The sequence below is a fragment of the Aeromonas bivalvium genome, from assembly GCF_000819765.1.
GTDB classification, from domain to species: Bacteria; Pseudomonadota; Gammaproteobacteria; order Enterobacterales; family Aeromonadaceae; genus Aeromonas; species Aeromonas bivalvium.
The window spans coordinates 40640-57475 of record NZ_CDBT01000048.1 but is presented as its reverse complement, the minus strand read 5'-3'; the positions used below and the strand labels follow the sequence as shown (position 1 = coordinate 57475).

Sequence of the window (16836 nt, the reverse complement as noted above, 5' to 3'; positions counted from 1 at the left end):
CTTAGCTCACTAAAACTCTTCGCTTACCCGTCAACAACTGCTGCATCAGCGCTTTCTTCTCTTGCTTCAGGGAATCTAGCTTTTGTTGCAAAGCAGAGATTTCCTGATCGGCGGTGGAAAGCACGGTTGCAATTTCTTGTTGTTCTTCAAGTGTTGTCGGAACGCTCAACTTCGTTGCAAGGAATGGTTCAATTTTTACTGCCATCCTTTCTACAAGTGTTCCCTCTACCATTGCAGCGAATCTACCGATTTGGTCTGGCGTCATAAGTTTTTGCGCAATAAATTCAAGCGAAGTTTTATTTTCATCCTTCAGAAACAAAACCTCGTAGATGGGGGATACAACAACAGAATGATCAATTCTGCTGAAGTTAATGGCGCCCCAGCGCAAGTTGGCTGGGTTGTAAACGATATCTTTTGGCTTTACTAACTTATATTTCTTCTCGTCAGTGTTTTTAACCAAAAACTCGCGATTATAGCGATCTGATTTTGGCGTAACGCCATCTTCAATGGTCAGCGAGAATAAAGGCACATCTTCTGTTGGAACTTGTTTCTCTTTTCTCACCTTCAGCAGGTCGGAAACCTTCAGCCACTTCCACTCCCCACTAAACCTCACTCCATTGTTATCCAGCAAGCGTTTTTGGCCGGTGAGCAGTTTTTGCATCAGCGCCTTTTTCTGCTGCTGACTATTGGCCAGCAGTTGCTCGGTAGTGCTGATTGCCCTATCCCAAGTGGAGAGGACTTGGGCGATCTTCTTTTGTTCAGGAAATGAGGGAAGCAGAAGCGGAGTATTTTCAACAACCGCTTTATTTATTTTCACCATTGAGCTACTACTGCCTGCGGCACAGCTTTTATAATACTGCCTTACCTCTGTTGACTTTAATTTTATTTCAATAAAATTGGGATCTGCTTTTTTGGTATCTACACAAAATCTCATCATAAGATCAGGGTAAGAGCAGTTTTGAACTTCATTTTTGAATCTAATCGAGCGCCCTACTTTGTCTGGGGTATTAGAACGACTAATCAAAAAATCACCATCAGAAAGTAAAGCTTGTTTTACCTTCTCATCAACTACCACAGGCTTTATTTCTAAAGGATTGATTCCATGGTCTGTCAATGCACCAAGGCTTAATACCCAATAACCCGTAGTAGTTGAAGCTGGGAGTGGCGAATAACCGTTTTTGATGGCGCCACTAATAACACATTTGAGATGTGTTTTTTTCCACCCATTAGGCACCATAACCCAACTCCTCCAGATACTTGGCCATCTCGATTTCCAGCTCGGCCAGTTGGGTTTTCAGTTGTTCGCGCTCGGCTCGCACCGCCAGCAGATCGATCTCCTCTTCTTCCTCGAAGGTATCCACATAACGGGGAATATTGAGATTGTAGTCGTTATCCTTGATCTCTTTAAGCGAGGCGAGATAGGCATATTTATCGACATTGCCGCCGTTGCGGTAGGTGGCCACAATTTTGGCGATATTGTCCGCACTTAGCAGGTTCTGGTTTTTACCCGCCTTGAACTCACGGCTGGCGTCGATAAACAGCACATTGTCATCCACCTTCTGCTTTTTAAAGATCAGGATGGCGGCGGGGATGCCGGTGCCATAGAAGAGCTTCTCCGGCAGGCCGATCACCGCATCTAGCAGGTTTTCATCGATCAGCTGCTGGCGAATTTTCCCCTCGCTGGAACCTCGGAACAGCGCGCCGTGGGGCACCACCACCCCCATGCGACCACTCTTGGGTTTGAGGGTCTCAATCATATGGAGGATAAAGGCGTAATCCCCCTTGGTCTTGGGCGGCAGCCCGCGCTTGAAGCGACCAAACTTATCGTTCCCCGCCTCCTCATGACCCCATTTATCCAGTGAAAACGGCGGGTTGGCGGTCACAATATCAAAGCGCATCAGATCGCCGTTTTTATCGAGCAGCTTGGGATTGCGGATGGTGTCGCCCCACTCGATCTTGTGGTTGTCTTCCCCGTGCAGGAACATGTTCATCTTGGCCAGCGACCAGGTAGAGCCGATGGCCTCCTGCCCGTAGAGGGCGTAGTGCTTCTCGCCATGGTTTGCTACTACCTTGCGGCCGCACTTCATCAAGAGTGATCCCGAGCCACAGGCCGGATCGCAGATGGTGTCGCCCGGCATCGGCTCCAGCAACTCGGCAATGAGATCTGAGACTTCGGGCGGGGTATAGAACTCCCCAGCCTTCTGGCCGCCGCTGGCGGCGAAGTTTTTGATGAGATACTCATAGGCGTTGCCGATCACATCCAGAGTGCCGACCCGGCTCGGCTTGAGGTTGAGCTCATCCTTGGCAAAGTCTTCCATCAGGTGGCGCAGTATGGTGTTCTTCTGCTTCTCTTCGCCGAGGCGGTCGGTGTTGAAGCTGATGTCCTGAAACACGCTCTTGCCCGCGTCTTTGAGCTTGGTGCCGTTGGCCTCTTCGATGGCGTGCAGCGCCTGATCGATCCGCTCACCGTTGCCAGGCTCGTGACGACGCTCATAAAGAGCGTAGAAACTGGCCTGTTTGGGCAGCACGAAACGCTCGTTTTTGAGCATCTCTTCAATGAGCTCCGGCTCATCGCCATATTCGGCCTTGTAGCCATCGTAGTGATCCTGCCAGACATCGGAGATGTATTTCAGGAACAGCATGGTGAGCACGAAATCTTTATAGGTATCGGCACTGATGGTGCCCCGGAAGGTATCGCAGGCAGACCAGAGGGCCTTGTTGATATCGTCCTGGTTTATCGAGGTAGTCATAAGTCACAATTCCTTGGGTATTTCTTGGAAAAATGGGCTGCTCAGCGAAACTATTTCGCAGGCTTATCGGATTGTTCGAGCAGGCTGGCAGCGATGGCCTGCATCATCTGCTCGCCGTTACGTTGCAGTTGTTGCATCAGGTTTCGTTCTTCACGCAGGCTGTGGACCAGCTTCATGATGGCGGCTTGTCTCTCAAGAGACGGGATGCCGATAGGGGCCTCCTCCAACACCTGACGGCGAATACTTTTTGCCGCGCTGCCTTCGGCGTGAAGCTCGAAGTAGCGCTGGCAAGGGGACTGATTGAGCTGCCAGGCCAGAAATTCGGGACTGAGCGCCTCGCTATGCAACCGCACCACATAGAAGTGAGGGGCGGCTACGGCGGACAATGGTGCAAGCCCGGTATCGACCAGCACGGCATAGTTAGTGCTGCCACGGGCCGCCACCAGGATATCGCCGGTTTGCAGCCAATCAGGCTCCTTCTTGCTGGTAGGCTCAGAACGAAGGCAGGCAGACCAGTCAACCCCCCCTTCTGGCGAGGCATCTCTCATCTGCACCACGGCCATGCTGCCGGAATCGATCTCCGGGATCTTGCCGCGATAGGGGTGCCCAGCACTGATGGTGGCAATTTGGTTCAGCTTCACAAAAAATCTCTTCATCGTTAATGATGCAGTTACAGTGTGTCGCATCTGACGCTACTGAGTCAATATCAACGCCCATTATTTTTGCATCAATTGGAATGATGCTTTTATGTGTGCCATTGACAAGAGGTAGACCCTGGCCTGCCTGAAAGATCCAACCGAGATCATTTTTGTAATTTAATTACAGATATTCACCGCACAAAATAAAAAGGCCCTGCTGTTGCAGGGCCTTTGAGTTTCCAACTTGAATGGTCGGTTTCCAACTTCAATGTCACGGTTTCCAACTTAAATGTCCGTGATCAGCGCCGCGATTACTCGACGTAATCCTCGGTCGGGATGCAGGAGCAGAACAGGTTGCGATCGCCGTAGACGTCGTCGATGCGGTTGACCGAAGGCCACAGCTTGGCGGCGCGCACGGCGCTGGAGGGGAAGACCGCCTCGGCGCGGGTGTAGGCGCGGCCCCACTGCTCGTCCATCACATCGTCCTGGGTGTGGGGCGCATTGACCAATGGGTTGTCGGTCAGGCTCCAGTGCCCTTCTTGCACCTTGTCCATCTCGGCGCGAATGGCGGTCATGGCTTCGATGAAGCGGTCCAGCTCCGCCTTGGACTCGGACTCGGTCGGTTCGACCATCAGGGTGCCAGCCACCGGGAAGCTCATGGTCGGTGCGTGGAAACCGTAGTCCATCAGGCGCTTGGCCACGTCCATCTCGCTGATCCCCGAGACTTCCTTGAGCGGACGTATGTCCAGGATGCACTCGTGGGCGACGCGATGGTTGCGACCGGTGTAGAGCACGGGGAAGGCGCTTCCCAGCTTCTTGGCCAGGTAGTTGGCGTTGAGGATGGCCACCTGGGTCGATTTCTTGAGCCCCTCGTCCCCCAGCATGGCGATATACATCCAGCTGATGGGCAAGATGCTGGCCGAGCCGAACGGGGCGGCGGAGACGGCGCCATTGTCGCGGCTCTCCTTGCCGGTCTTGATGACGGCGTGGCCGGCCACGAACGGCGCCAGATGCTGCTTGACACCGATGGGGCCCATGCCGGGACCGCCGCCGCCATGGGGGATGGCGAAGGTCTTGTGCAGGTTGAGGTGGGAGACGTCCGCACCGATGAAGCCGGGGGCGGTGACACCCACCTGGGCGTTCATGTTGGCGCCGTCCAGGTAGACCTGGCCACCATACTGGTGAACGATGTCGCACACCTCCTTGATGGTCTCCTCGTACACCCCGTGGGTGGAGGGATAGGTGACCATGAGGCAGGAGAGCCTGTCCCCCACTTCCGCCGCCTTGGCCCGCAGATCGTCTAGATCCACGTTGCCGGACTTGTCGCAGGCGGTGACGATGACTTTCAGGCCCGCCATCTGGGCGGAGGCCGGGTTGGTGCCGTGGGCCGAGGCCGGGATCAGGCAGACGTCGCGATGCCCTTCGCCGCGGGACTCGTGGTACTTCTTGATGGCGAGCAGACCCGCGTATTCGCCCTGGGCGCCGGAGTTGGGCTGCATGCAGACGGCGTCATAGCCGGTGATCTTGACCAGCCACTCTTCCAGATCCGCCAGCAGCAGCTGGTAACCCTGGGCCTGGGCCAGGGGGGCGAAGGGGTGCAGCTTGCCAAATTCGGGCCAGGTCACCGGGATCATCTCGGCGGTGGCGTTGAGCTTCATGGTGCAGGAGCCGAGGGAAATCATGGCGTAGTTCAGGGCCAGATCCTTGGCTTCGAGACGGTGGATGTAGCGCAGCATCTCGGTCTCGGAGTGGTACTTGTTGAACACCTCGTGGGTCAGCACGGCGTCGGTGCGCAGCAGCTCGGCCGGGATTCCCTGATGGCTCTGGGCCTTGCCATCCAGGGTCTCGATATCCAGACCGTGATCCTGGCCCAGGAAGAGGTCGAACAGCTCGGCCACGTCCTCGCGGGTGCTGGTCTCGGACAGGGAGACGCCGACGGCGCCCGCCAGGTCGGCCCGCAGGTTGATGTTCATGGCATAGGCGCGGGCCAGCAGGTCGGCCTTGTCGGCAACCTGCACAGTGATGGTGTCGAACCAGCTGTCATGCTTGAGAGTCAGCCCCTTGGCGGTCAGCCCCAGGGCCAGGATGCTGGTCAGGCGGTGGACGCGGGAGGCGATGGTTTTGAGCCCCACCGGGCCGTGGTAGACGGCGTAGAAGCTTGCCATGTTGGCCAGCAGCACCTGGGCGGTACAGATGTTGGAGTTCGCCTTCTCGCGGCGGATATGCTGCTCGCGGGTCTGCATCGCCATGCGCAGGGCACTCTTGCCGCGGGCATCCTTGGAGACGCCTATGATGCGGCCCGGCATGGAACGCTTGTAGGCGTCGCGGGTGGCGAAAAACGCCGCGTGGGGGCCACCGTAGCCCATGGGCACGCCAAAGCGCTGGGCCGAGCCCAGCACCACGTCGGCGCCCAGCTCACCCGGGGACTTGAGCAGCAGCAGGGAGAGCAGGTCGGCACTGACGCAGGCCAGCCCCTTCTGGGCCTGGACCGCGGCGATCAAGGCACGCAGGTCGGTCACCTTGCCCGTGGTGCTCGGGTACTGGAACAGGGCACCGAACACCTCCTCGGCGCAGGCCTGCTCGGCCGGGGCCACCACCAGCTCGAAGCCGAAATGGACGGCGCGCTCGCGCACCACGTCGATCACCTGGGGGTGAACGTCGTCGGCGATGAAGAAGAGGTTGGACTTGGACTTGGCCATGCGCTTGGCCAGCGCCATGGCTTCGGCGGCGGCGGTGGCTTCATCGAGCAGGGAGGCACTGGCCAGATCCATGCCGGTCAAGTCCAGGGTGAGCTGCTGGAAGTTGAGCAGCGCCTCGAGACGGCCCTGGGCCAGCTCGGGCTGATAGGGGGTGTAGGCGGTGTACCAGCCCGGGTTTTCCAGCACGTTGCGCAAGATGACGTGGGGCACGTGGGTGTCGTGATAACCCATGCCGATGTAGCTCTTGGCGATCTGGTTCTGACCGGCGTAGCCCTTGAGCTTGGCCAGGGCCTCCACTTCGGTCATGGGGGCGCCTATGCCCAGGGGGCCATCGCGGCGAATGGCGGCGGGGACGGTCTGCTCAATCAGATCGTCCAGGCTCTCGGCCCCCACCTCGGCCAGCAGGGCGCGCAGTTCGCCCTCGCCCGGGCCTATGTGGCGGCGCAGAAAATTGGTTTTTTGCTCGAGTTCAAACAGTGACTGGGTCATTTCCCTATTTCCTAGTGGCTATGCCTGATAGCAGTTCTTGATGGTCGCGGCCGCCCGCGGGGAATGGGGCTGGCACGGCGCCGCCTCGCGCGATGGGAGGGGCCATAGCAAAGGGCCCCGCGCGATGCAGGGCCCGGGGCGACATTACTCTTCGTCAACCACGTTCTGGTAGCCGTCGGCATCCAGCAGGTTGGCGAGCTCGCCCTCGTCATCGAGCTTGATGCGGAACAGCCAGCCGGCGCCGTAGGGGTCGGAGTTGACCAGCTCTGGGCTGCCTTCCAGCTCTTCGTTGACGGCGATGATCTCGCCGCTCACCGGGCTGTAGATGTCGGAGGCGGCCTTGACGGACTCGGCCACGGCGCAGTCATCACCGGCACCGACCTGCTTGCCCACTTCCGGCAAGTCAACGAACACCATGTCCCCCAGCAGATCCTGGGCGTGCTCGGAGATGCCGACCACGGCCTCGCCGTTGGCTTCGACGCGGATCCACTCGTGGGAAGTGGCATATTTCAGTTCGCTCGGGATATGGCTCATTTGTGCTTCCTTTATTCACTTGAATCATTGAACAGAACGGCCCCGGGCAGGCCCCGGGCCCGAAACGCTAAACGTTACACCAATTTCTGACCGTTGCGTACAAAGGCCGGCTTGGTCACCTGCACGGTCACCAGCTTCTTGCGGATCTCGACCTGGGCCTGCTCGCCGATGTCGCGAGGCACCCGGGCCAGGGCGATGGAGAGGCCCAGTGTGGGCGAGAAGGAGCCTGAGGTGATCACCCCTTCCCGGGGCTCGCCGGACGCGCTGGTGAAGCTGACCGGCATGCCGGCACGCAGCACCCCTTTCTCTTCCATCAGCAGGCCCACCAGCTTGGGCTGATCCCCGGCGGCTTTCTGGGCTTCGAGGGCGGCACGGCCGATGAAATCGCGGCTGGCAGGCTCCCAGGCGATGGTCCAGGCCATGTTGGCGGCGAGCGGGCTGATCCCCTCGTCCATATCCTGGCCATAGAGGTTCATGCCCGCCTCGAGGCGCAGGGTGTCGCGGGCACCCAGGCCGCACGGGGCCACGCCCGCGTCCAGCAGCGCCTGCCACAGATCGCAGGCCTGGTGCTCTGGCACCACGATTTCGTATCCCTCTTCACCTGTGTAACCCGTGGTGGCGATGAAGAGATCCCCGGCCTGCACCCCGAAGAAGGGCTTCATGCCTGCCACGGCGGCGTTCTGCTCGGGGGTGAAGACCTTGGCGGCCAGGGTCTTGGCCTCGGGGCCCTGCACGGCAATCATGGCCAGCTCGGGCTGTTCGGTCACCGTCACCGCGAAGGGCGCTGCGTGCCGGCGGATCCAGGCCAGATCCTTTTCACGAGTGGCGGAGTTGACCACCATGCGATAGAAGGTGTCGCCGAGGTAATAGGTGATGAGGTCATCGATGACGCCACCATCCTCGGCCAGCATGCCGCTGTAGAGCGCCTTGCCCGGGGTGGTGAGCTTGGCCACGTCGTTGGCCAGCAGATATTGCAGGAAGGCTTTCACCCGCTCGCCGGTCAAATCGACGATGGTCATGTGAGAGACGTCGAACATGCCCGCCTGGGTGCGCACCGCATGGTGTTCTTCCAGCTGGGAGCCGTAGTTGATGGGCATCTCCCAGCCGTGGAAATCGACCATCTTGGCGCCGGCTTCCAGGTGCTTGGGGTGCAATACGGTAGTCTGGGTCATCGCTGTTTTTTCCTTAAAACCTGGACCGGCTCAGCCCCACCTTGAGCGGCTTGGGCCGGCGGCCACTGGGCCTGGGCTCGCTCCCGGCCTCCCTGGGGGCGACGCGGGACTGGTTCCTTCGATGGCGCGGATTATAAGACAAGCACCGCGAAGCGCTGCTTAAAAAAAACTAATCCACAACATGCTGATAGCGGCCAAACACTATGACAAAAACAGCGGAAAAAACAGTATTGACCGGCATTTTACAGAGTTAAATTTTGATTTTTACCGTCTCGTCACAATTTAGAGGAAAACGTTTCGCCACCTTCCCATATTAAAGGCTGACGGCTCAGATGAGCACACCAGCCTCTCGGATTACTTTTCTTGTGAAATATGGCGACTAGGATTAGTTTTTTTCAGCCAAGGAGGCCCTGGCCCCCAGGGCCAGGGCCGGCAGCTCCCCCTCCAGCCCCATGGCGCTGCGGATCAGGCTCTGCTTCAGCGGGGCCATGGCATCGACCCCGCTCAGCCCCAGGCCCCGCACCAGTTTCTTGAGGGGATGACTCCCCCCGAACAGCCGCTTGAGCCCCTCCATGGCCGCCAGCATGCGGGCGGCCTCCGTCTTGCGCCAGCGTTCATAGCCGCGCAGCTCCGCCAGGGCCCCTATGTCCTTGCCACTGGCGACCGTGGCCAGCAGGCACTGCGCCAGGGCGGCGGCATCCTGCAACCCCAGGTTGACCCCCTGCCCCGCCAGGGGGTGTATGGTGTGGGCGGCATCCCCCACCAGCACCAGCCGCTCCCGGGCAAAGTCGCGGGCATAACGGGCGGTGAGGGGGATGGCACTGCGCGCCCCCTCCACCTTGCACAGGCCGAGCCTGGCATCGAACGCCGCCGTGAGCTGGCGGTTGAACGCCTCTTCATCCAGGGCACACAGCGCCTCGGCCCGCGCCGCGGGCACCGACCAGACGATGGAGCAGAGATCCGGCTGCCACAGGGGCAGGAAGGCGAGCGGGCCTTCGGGGGTGAAGATCTGGCGCGCCACGGCGCCGTGAGCTTCCCCCGTGCGCACCGTGGCCACCAGGGCGTGATGACCATAATCCCAGCTGGTGAGCGGAATGTCGGCCTGCTTGCGCACCCAGGAGTGGGCGCCATCGGCGGCCACCACCAGCCTGGCCGACAGCACGCGACCATCGCTCAGGGTCAGCAGGGCGCTATCGGGCCCCAGGCTCAGGGCACTGGCGCTGACTGGGGCCAGCAGCTCGATATGGCGCTGGTGGGCGATGGCCTCTTGCAGCGCCAGCTGGATGACCCGGTTCTCGGCGATGTGGCCAAGGTGCGCCAGTCCGAGACTGGCGGCATCGAATTCGATGCGGGCGAAGCTGTCGCGCTCCCACACCTGCATCCGGCCGTATCCCTGCAGGCGACGGGAGCAGATGCCCTGCCAGGCACCGACCCCGCGCAGTATCTGCTGGCTGGCCAGGCTCAGGGCGCTGACCCTGTTGTCCGGCGCCTCCCCCAGCTGCGGGTCGGGCAGCTGCCCCTCGACGATGGCGACCCGCAGGCGGCTCTCTTTCAGGGCGGCGGCGAGGGCCAGCCCCACCATGCCGCCCCCCACAATGATCAGATCGTAATGGGCCATGGCTTACTCCTTGCGGGCAGGAAACGGGGGCTGGAATCCCAGGGTCTGGCGCGCCAGGGGCTCCTTGAGACAGGGCAGCCGCGCCATCAGGGCGAGGGCCAGGTTGCGACCGGCCACCAGGGGGGCCAGGTCATTGGAGAAGAGCCGGGCCAGGGAAGAGGTGAGCCAGATGGTCGCCTCCTGATCGCCCTGGCGGCACTGCCAGTAGCGAGCGAGCACCGGGTAGCCGCCTATGTCCTCCTCCTGGGCCAGGGCATGGGAGAGGGCGGCGCACAGGGCGTCGAGATCGCGCATGCCGAGGTTGAAGCCCTGCCCCGCGATCGGGTGCAGCAGATGGGCGGCGTTGCCCACCAGCACGGTGCGCTGGCCCAGAGGATAGTCGGCGGCGGTGAGCGCCAGCGGGTAGCAGTGGCGCACCCCGGTACGCAGAAAGCGGCCGAGTCGCCAGCCGAAGGCCTGCTGCAACTGGTCGAGAAACCCCTGGTCATCGAGCGCCATGACAACCTCTGCCTCGTCCCTCGGCAGACTCCATACCAGGGAGCTGAGCCCTTGCTGCATCGGCAACAGCGCCACAGGCCCCCCCTGGGTGAAGCGCTCGAAGGCGCGTCCGGCGGGATCCTCGGCGGTTTTTACCGTCGCTATCACGGCGCTCTGGCCGTAGTCGTGGCGACGCACCGGGATCTTGAGGGCCTGGCGCACGAAGGAGTGGCCGCCATCGGCCGCCACCAGCAACCGGGTCGAGATCGGCTGCCCCGATGCCAGGATCAGGTCGACGGCCTGCTCCCCGGGGGTGACGGCAGTGAGCTGGACCGGACAGAGCATGCGGATGTTGGCCGTCTGGGCGATGGCTTCCTGCAGGGCCTGACCGGCGGCGCTGAGCTCGATCACCTGACCCAGGGCGGGCAAGCCGTATTCCGCCGCCGTCAGCCGGGTCTGGCCAGGATGTCCCCTGTCGGAGACATGGATCTGGGTGATGGGGCTGGCATGAGGGGCGAGCCGGGACCAGATCCCGTGACGGGCCAGGGCCTCGCAGCTACCGGCGGCCAAAGCGATGGCCCGGGCATCGAAACCGGGATGGGGGCCCTGTTCGAGGACGCTCGCCTCCAGCAGCACTATCTGCAAGGGAGTGCCATCGGGACGACGCAGGGCGGCGAGCGCCAGGGCCAGCACGGCCCCGCTCATGCCGCCGCCGACCAGGGTGACGTCGGCCTGTAACGAAGGAGGAACTGTCGGATCGATGTGAGACATGGGATGAAGAGAATCCGATAAAACGTGGGGTCATGCTATCACAGTTGCCCCAGCCGCAATGGGAGGCCACGGGCAAAAATGGCCACCGCCGCCAACCCGGGCAGCCCGACGGGGCGCGGCGGCCCCGTTCTGGGATCCCCGGACCGGGATCAGTGCAGGGTGGGCGGCGCGACCGGGGCGTCCGGGCGCTTGCCAAACTCCTCGAAGCTCATCATGACCCCCAGCTTGACGTGCTCGTAGAGCACCAGGAAGGCCGCCTCGTTCTCGTCGTCCTCCTGATCGAACTCGTCCGACACCTGGGTGATGTTGGCGATGTCCTGGATCATCTCCTGCAGCTCCTCGGAAGCCTTGGAGAGCTCCTGCTGCACCACGCCAAACCCGGCCAGGAAGGCCTGGGACCAGTCCACCAGGGCATCGATGCGCTCGTCCAGAGGGGCATCGTCGCCGGGCAGCAACAGTTCCACTCCCTTCTGGGCCATCAGGCTCTCGATGGCGTTCTGGTAGAGCTCCGACATCGCCTGGCGCACCTGGGCCGGCAGGCCGAAACCATCGTTGACCAGATCGTTAAAAGGCGCCAGCCAGCTCTTGTCATCCAGGGTGACGCCGCCGCAGACGAGGCCGCAGATAACGCCATGGGCCTCTACTGCCGTGGCCATCAGCTCGTGCTGCTCCATCAGATCGGCCAGGGCCGTGTAATTGGGGGGGGTTGTCTTGCTCATCTGGGATCCGCTCAAAGTTCAGTCAAATAGCCGGAATTGATGGCGAAGATCCTAGCATTCTCACCCGGTCAGAGCCAGCAAGGCCTTGAAACTTCTGCATCTGCGCTATATAGTCCCGGCCAGTTGTCCACACGGATAAGGGCGGAAACAATCCCGCCGTATTGAGGAAGGCATGAGCACAGAGGCCGTAGAAATCGTCGTCTTGGGACGTCCCTACAAGGTATCTTGTCCCTTGGGACAGCAGGATGCCCTGCGCCAGGCCGCCGACCAGTTATCCAGCAAGCTTGTGGAGCTGCGTCAGCGCTCCAAGGTCTCCAGCAATGAGCAGTTGGCCATCATGGCGGCGCTCAACTTCTGCCACGAGCTTTGCCTTGAAAAAGAGAAGAACCACCAATACTCTGAGACCATGGACAAGCGGATCAAGATGCTGCAACGCACCATAGAAGCGGCACTGATCGAGCATGGTCATTATGGCGACAGCAGTGAACAAAGTGGTGTCGTCAGCAACGAAGAGGGCGAGCAGCCTTAACGTGCGACCCGTTTTAAAATTCCCTGGAGTGTTTGTCAGCCGGTTCAAGTCCCCGAGCCGATAATCATACCCAACAGGGGATCGGCCTTCTGGCTATTGCGCATGCTCGGCACGACCGAGAAGCCTGCGGTCAGATTCGATTCCCGCCTTGAACCAACGGTTCAAGGGCCCAAACCGGCAACGGCATCTCCGGGGTACCAACAGCAAAAAGCCCGTCACCAGCGTGACGGGCTTTTTCTTTTGGCCAGCCCACCCTTCCATCAACGGCTTGGCAGCAGCGCCTCCTCGGCCCGGGAGGCCGTCACCAGCACGGGAATGGACTTGGAGGTGGGAGTAAAGGAGCCCTCCCCTATGCTGTCGATGGGCACCAGCGGGTTGGTCTCGGGGTAGTAGGCGGCGATGTTGCCCCTCGGTATCTCGTAGATCACCACGCTAAAGCCGGTCACGATCCGCTCTCGGCCATCGTTGCAGATGGCGGCCATGTCGATGCGCGTCCCCTCCTCAAAGCCCAGATGGCGCGCGTCCGCCTCGTTCATGAACACCACGTTGCGCTGACCCTTGATGCCGCGATAGCGATCGTCCATGCCGTAGATGGTGGTGTTGTACTGATCGTGGGAGCGCAGGCTCTGCAGCAAGAGCACCGGCTGATCCCTCATCTGCTCGGCGTGGCGGGTACACTCCGGCAGCACCGAATGCGGCAAACGGCTTGCCCGAAACTCGGCCCTGCCGCTGGCGGTATTCCACGTCAGTAGTGCTGCGGAATTTTCCAGATGAAAGCCGCACGGCTGCTGGATGCGGGCGTTGAAATCGGCAAAGCCGGCAATGGTCTGCTCGATGAGGAAGCGGATACGGCCATAGTCATCGCGCAGGGCCAGCCAGTCGACCCGCTCGCTGCCCAGGGTGGCGTGAGCCATGCGCGCCACTATGTCGGTCTCTGAGAGGCAGAGCGGCGACACCGGCTCGGCCGCCCCGGTCGAGGCGTGCACCATGCTGAAGGTGTCCTCCACCGTGATCTTCTGGTTGCCCGTGCGCTGGATGTCCAGCTCGGTGCGACCGAGGCAGGGCAGGATCAGCGCGGCCTTGCCCACCTGCAGATGGCTGCGGTTGAGCTTGGTGCTGATCTGCACATTGAGCTCGGCCCTCTTCATGGCCCCATAGGTGAAGTCGGTATCGGGGGCCGCCGCCGCCAGGTTGCCCCCCAGGCAGATGAGCACCTTGCTCTTGCCCTCGTGCAGCGCCTTGAGCGCCTCATAGACGTTGTGACCGGTGGCCTTCGGCAGGCTCACCTGCAGGTGGCGCTCGAGCCGCTCGATAAAGGCTGCACTCGGTTTTTCATTGATGCCCATGGTGCGGTTGCCCTGCACGTTGCTGTGGCCACGGACCGGGCAGAGCCCGGCCCCCGGCTGGCCCAGTTGGCCACGCATCAGGTGCAGATTGACTATCTCGCGAATGGTATCGACCGAGTGCAGATGCTGGGTCAGCCCCATGGCCCAGCAGCTGATGACCCGCCGGCTTGCGGCAAAGACGCGGGCAGCCTGCACTATCTCGGCGCGCAAAAGGCCGGATTGCTGCTCGATCTCGTCCCAGCCGGTGGCGCGCACCTGCGCCTCGTACTCGTCGAAGTGGCGGGTATGGCGGGCGATGAAGTCTCTGTCCACCGTCTCCGGGGCCTGCTCCAGCAGGTATTTGGCCATGCCGCGGATGGCGGCCATGTCCCCGCCCAGCTTGGGGGTCAGGTATTGATGGCTGATGGTGGTGGCCGCCGGGGTCAGCAACTCGAGGGGGCTCTGGGGGCTGGCGAAACGCTCGAGGGCCACCTCTTTCAAGTTGTTGAAGCTGACGATCTTGCAGCCGTTTTTCGCCGCCTTGCGCAGGGCGTTCATCATGCGGGGATGGTTGGTACCCGGGTTCTGGCCATAGACGAACACGGCGTCGGCCCGATCGAAATCATCCAGCACAACCGTGCCCTTGCCGATGCCGACCGACTGAGTCAGCGCCACCCCGCTCGCCTCGTGGCACATGTTGGAGCAGTCGGGGAAGTTGTTGGTGCCAAACAGGCGACCAAACAGCTGATAGAGATAGGAGGCCTCGTTGCTGGCCCGCCCCGAGGTGTAAAACTCCACCTCGTCCGGGCTGGCCAGCCCCTTGAGGGTGTCGGCGATGAGCGCAAAGGCGTCGTCCCAGCTTATCGGCTCGTAGTGATCGGTCGCCGGGTTGTAGCGCAGGGGCTCGGTCAGGCGCCCCTGATACTCCAGCCAGTAGTCGCTCTGCCTGGCGAGCTGGCGCACCGAATGGGCGGCGAAGAAGTCGGCCCCCACCGTCTTGCCGGTGGACTCCCAGGCCACCGCCTTGGCGCCGTTCTCGCAGAACTGGAAGGCGCCGTGGTCGTTGTCACCCCAGGCGCAACCCGGGCAGTCGAAGCCATCCGTCTGGTTGACCCGCAGCAGGTTCTTGATGTTCTGCCGGGTTTTCTGGCTGCGCAGCACCTGCTTCATGGTGGATTGCAGGGAGGAAAAACCACCTGCTTTGGCAGGCTTTTCAATATGGCTCATGGCACTCTCCGATGGGATCTGCCGAGGAATAGCTGGAGTAGCTGACCGGGGCATCAAATTTGGGGATATGGACGACATTGAGGTGGTATTTGAGGGCCAGCCTGACCGCAAGCTGGCTGGGGGAAGCGAGACAGACCAGGTGGCGGGCACCGTACTGGGCAGCCTTTTGCACCAGCTCGCTGCCGCAGCGACTGGTCACCACCAGGGTGTCGCAGGCAAGTTGCCGACGCAGCAAGAGGCCGATCAGCTTGTCGAGGGCATTGTGGCGCCCTATGTCCTCCCGGCAGTGCAGGACTCGTCCCTGCCCATCCAGCGCCAGCGCCGCATGGAGAGCCCCGTGCCGCTGCCCCTTGAGCTGCCAGCGGGCGATCTGCGCTCGCAATCCGGCCAGCAGCTCACCATCCAGGGGGGGAACCGGGGGCAAGGGATTCACCTCGGGAAAGACCTGCCCGACGGCCTCCACCCCGCAGATGCCGCAGCCCGTCGCCCCGGTCAGCCTGCGCCGGCGCGACTGGAGCCGGGCCAGGCAGCGATTGGCGATGGTCACATCCAGCACCAGCCCCTGCTCTGCGTGGGAGACCCGGATATCATGCACCTCGTGATTGTGGGCAATGATGGACTCGCCAAACAGAAAGCCGATGGCAAAGTCGTCCAGATCGTCCGGGGTCGCCATCATCACGGCATGGTTGATGCCATTGATATTGATGGCAACCGCCACCTCCTCCACCAGATGATCCAGCGGGGGCCAGACCGGGGCGGTGACGGGACTGTATTCGGGCATAAGGGTTGACCTAAAAATGCAGATTGCATCCAAGTTTAGAGAGCCCGGTGGTGCAAAACCAATGAAATAAATCTATATCCCGATAGAGCAGTTCTATTGACCTGGCAATTTCAATTGATTAATTTTTAACACCATTCTCCGCTCATCCCCGCTCGCCATGAACATCAAGCAGCTGCACTATTTTCATGAACTGGCCAGACACCGCCACTTTGCCAAGGCCGCCAAGGCCTGCCACATCACCCAGCCCACCCTGTCGGCCAGCATCACGGCCCTGGAGAAGAACGTCGGCACCGATCTGGTGGTGCGCACCAGCCAGTTCGTCGCCCTCACCGAGGCCGGTGAGCTGGTGCGCCGCTATGCCGAGCGGATGCTGCTGGAGCAGGAAGCACTCAAGCAGGAGCTGGCACTGTTTCACGGCGAGCTTTCGGGTACCCTGCGCATCGGCATAGTGCCCCAGTCCAACGTCGACATCATGCCGCTCATTGCCCGGTGCAGGCAGTGCTACCCAGATATCGTCATCCGCCTGTCGGTGCTGAGCAACGAGGCGCTCATCTCCCAGCTGGAGCTGCACCAGTGCGACATAGGGTTGGGATTTGACCACAGCGGCGGCAAGCGCGCCTTTCATCTTTACCCCCAGGGCGACAACCGGATGGCGGTGCTGATGAGCCGGGCCAGCGCCCTGCCCCAGACGGCCCCCATGACCCTGGCCAGCCTGCAACACCAGCCCCTGGTGCTGCCCAGTCGCACCATGCAGTTTCGCACCTATCTGGACCTCGCCGCCGAGCGGGCCGGGATCACGCTGGACCTGGTGCTCGAGACCGACTCCCTGTTCCATCTGGTGAGCGCCGTACGCCACGGCCTGGGCTGGGCCGTCGTCAGCGCCGGCCTCGCCCGCTCCGCCAGCCAGCTCGCGGATCTCGTCTGCCACCCCCTCGAGCCCCTCGAGGCGGGTCGCACCGTCTTCATGACGCGCCAGCACAGCATCACCCCCGCCATGCGGGCCTTTCTCGGCCTGGTGACCCAGGAGGCCCCCTCTTCCCCCGAGTACCCAGGTGGCGAGCGCCCCTCGCGCTGATCCCGAAAAAACCAAGCCCGCCAATGGCGGGC

General features: G+C 61.5%; 13 protein-coding genes and 1 other RNA gene. 3 read left to right on the top strand and 11 right to left on the bottom strand.

From position 1 onward, the window contains the following. Nucleotide 1: 1 nt before the first annotated feature. From BN1119_RS14580 to BN1119_RS14540, 9 genes are all read right to left on the bottom strand, one after another. Nucleotides 2–1237: a restriction endonuclease subunit S gene (locus tag BN1119_RS14580; protein WP_041999424.1), complete on the bottom strand. Its 1236-nt coding sequence runs from the start codon at nt 1235–1237 to the stop codon at nt 2–4. Beyond that, complete coding sequence (locus BN1119_RS14575) at nt 1227–2750, bottom strand: type I restriction-modification system subunit M (protein WP_041999422.1); 1524 nt, start codon at nt 2748–2750, stop codon at nt 1227–1229. Before BN1119_RS14575 ends, BN1119_RS14580 begins: the two co-directional genes overlap by 11 nt. A 50-nt stretch (nt 2751–2800) precedes the next feature. Continuing rightward, nucleotides 2801–3391, bottom strand: a complete 591-nt coding sequence (locus BN1119_RS14570; protein ID WP_244463746.1) for a restriction endonuclease subunit S — start codon at nt 3389–3391, stop codon at nt 2801–2803. 308 nt (nt 3392–3699) lie between these two features. Next, nucleotides 3700–6576 carry an aminomethyl-transferring glycine dehydrogenase gene (gene gcvP / locus BN1119_RS14565; RefSeq protein WP_041999417.1) on the bottom strand — a complete coding sequence of 959 codons (2877 nt, stop codon included), beginning with the start codon at nt 6574–6576 and terminating at the stop codon, nt 3700–3702. A 144-nt stretch (nt 6577–6720) separates the two neighbouring features. Next, nucleotides 6721–7110, bottom strand: a complete 390-nt coding sequence (gene gcvH, locus BN1119_RS14560) for a glycine cleavage system protein GcvH (RefSeq protein WP_041999414.1) — start codon at nt 7108–7110, stop codon at nt 6721–6723. Nucleotides 7111–7184: 74 nt separating this feature from the next. Then, entirely contained in the window at nt 7185–8282 is a 1098-nt protein-coding gene (gcvT, locus tag BN1119_RS14555; protein ID WP_041999411.1) for a glycine cleavage system aminomethyltransferase GcvT, read from the bottom strand. Between the two features lie 385 nt (nt 8283–8667). Then, the gene (locus BN1119_RS14550) at nt 8668–9900 is read right to left on the bottom strand and encodes an FAD-dependent 2-octaprenylphenol hydroxylase (protein WP_041999408.1); all 1233 of its coding nucleotides are present in this window, start codon (nt 9898–9900) and stop codon (nt 8668–8670) included. Nucleotides 9901–9903: 3 nt separating this feature from the next. After that, nucleotides 9904–11148, bottom strand: coding sequence for a 2-octaprenyl-6-methoxyphenyl hydroxylase (gene ubiH / locus BN1119_RS14545; protein WP_041999405.1), 1245 nt, complete (start codon nt 11146–11148; stop codon nt 9904–9906). Between the two features lie 149 nt (nt 11149–11297). Next, nucleotides 11298–11867 carry a UPF0149 family protein gene (locus tag BN1119_RS14540; RefSeq protein WP_041999402.1) on the bottom strand — a complete coding sequence of 190 codons (570 nt, stop codon included), beginning with the start codon at nt 11865–11867 and terminating at the stop codon, nt 11298–11300. Between the two features lie 172 nt (nt 11868–12039). On the opposite strand from BN1119_RS14540, the gene zapA reads away from it, so the two are divergent. Further along, nucleotides 12040–12396: a cell division protein ZapA gene (gene zapA, locus BN1119_RS14535; RefSeq protein ID WP_041999399.1), complete on the top strand. Its 357-nt coding sequence runs from the start codon at nt 12040–12042 to the stop codon at nt 12394–12396. Nucleotides 12397–12413: 17 nt separating this feature from the next. Next, nucleotides 12414–12596, top strand: a non-coding RNA gene (ssrS, locus tag BN1119_RS20160) — 6S RNA. Between the two features lie 60 nt (nt 12597–12656). On the opposite strand, the gene BN1119_RS14530 is transcribed toward ssrS, so the two are convergent. Both BN1119_RS14530 and BN1119_RS14525 read right to left on the bottom strand, forming a co-directional pair. Next, nucleotides 12657–14948, bottom strand: coding sequence for an FdhF/YdeP family oxidoreductase (locus BN1119_RS14530; RefSeq protein ID WP_041999396.1), 2292 nt, complete (start codon nt 14946–14948; stop codon nt 12657–12659). Then, nucleotides 14935–15729 (bottom strand): formate dehydrogenase accessory sulfurtransferase FdhD, encoded by a 795-nt coding sequence (locus BN1119_RS14525; protein ID WP_041999393.1) that lies wholly within the window; start codon nt 15727–15729, stop codon nt 14935–14937. Before BN1119_RS14525 ends, BN1119_RS14530 begins: the two co-directional genes overlap by 14 nt. Nucleotides 15730–15886: 157 nt before the next feature. Here BN1119_RS14525 and BN1119_RS14520 point away from each other — a divergent pair, with 157 nt between their 5' ends. Next, entirely contained in the window at nt 15887–16804 is a 918-nt protein-coding gene (locus BN1119_RS14520) for a LysR family transcriptional regulator (RefSeq protein ID WP_041999390.1), read from the top strand. The last annotated feature ends 32 nt before the right edge of the window (nt 16805–16836 follow it).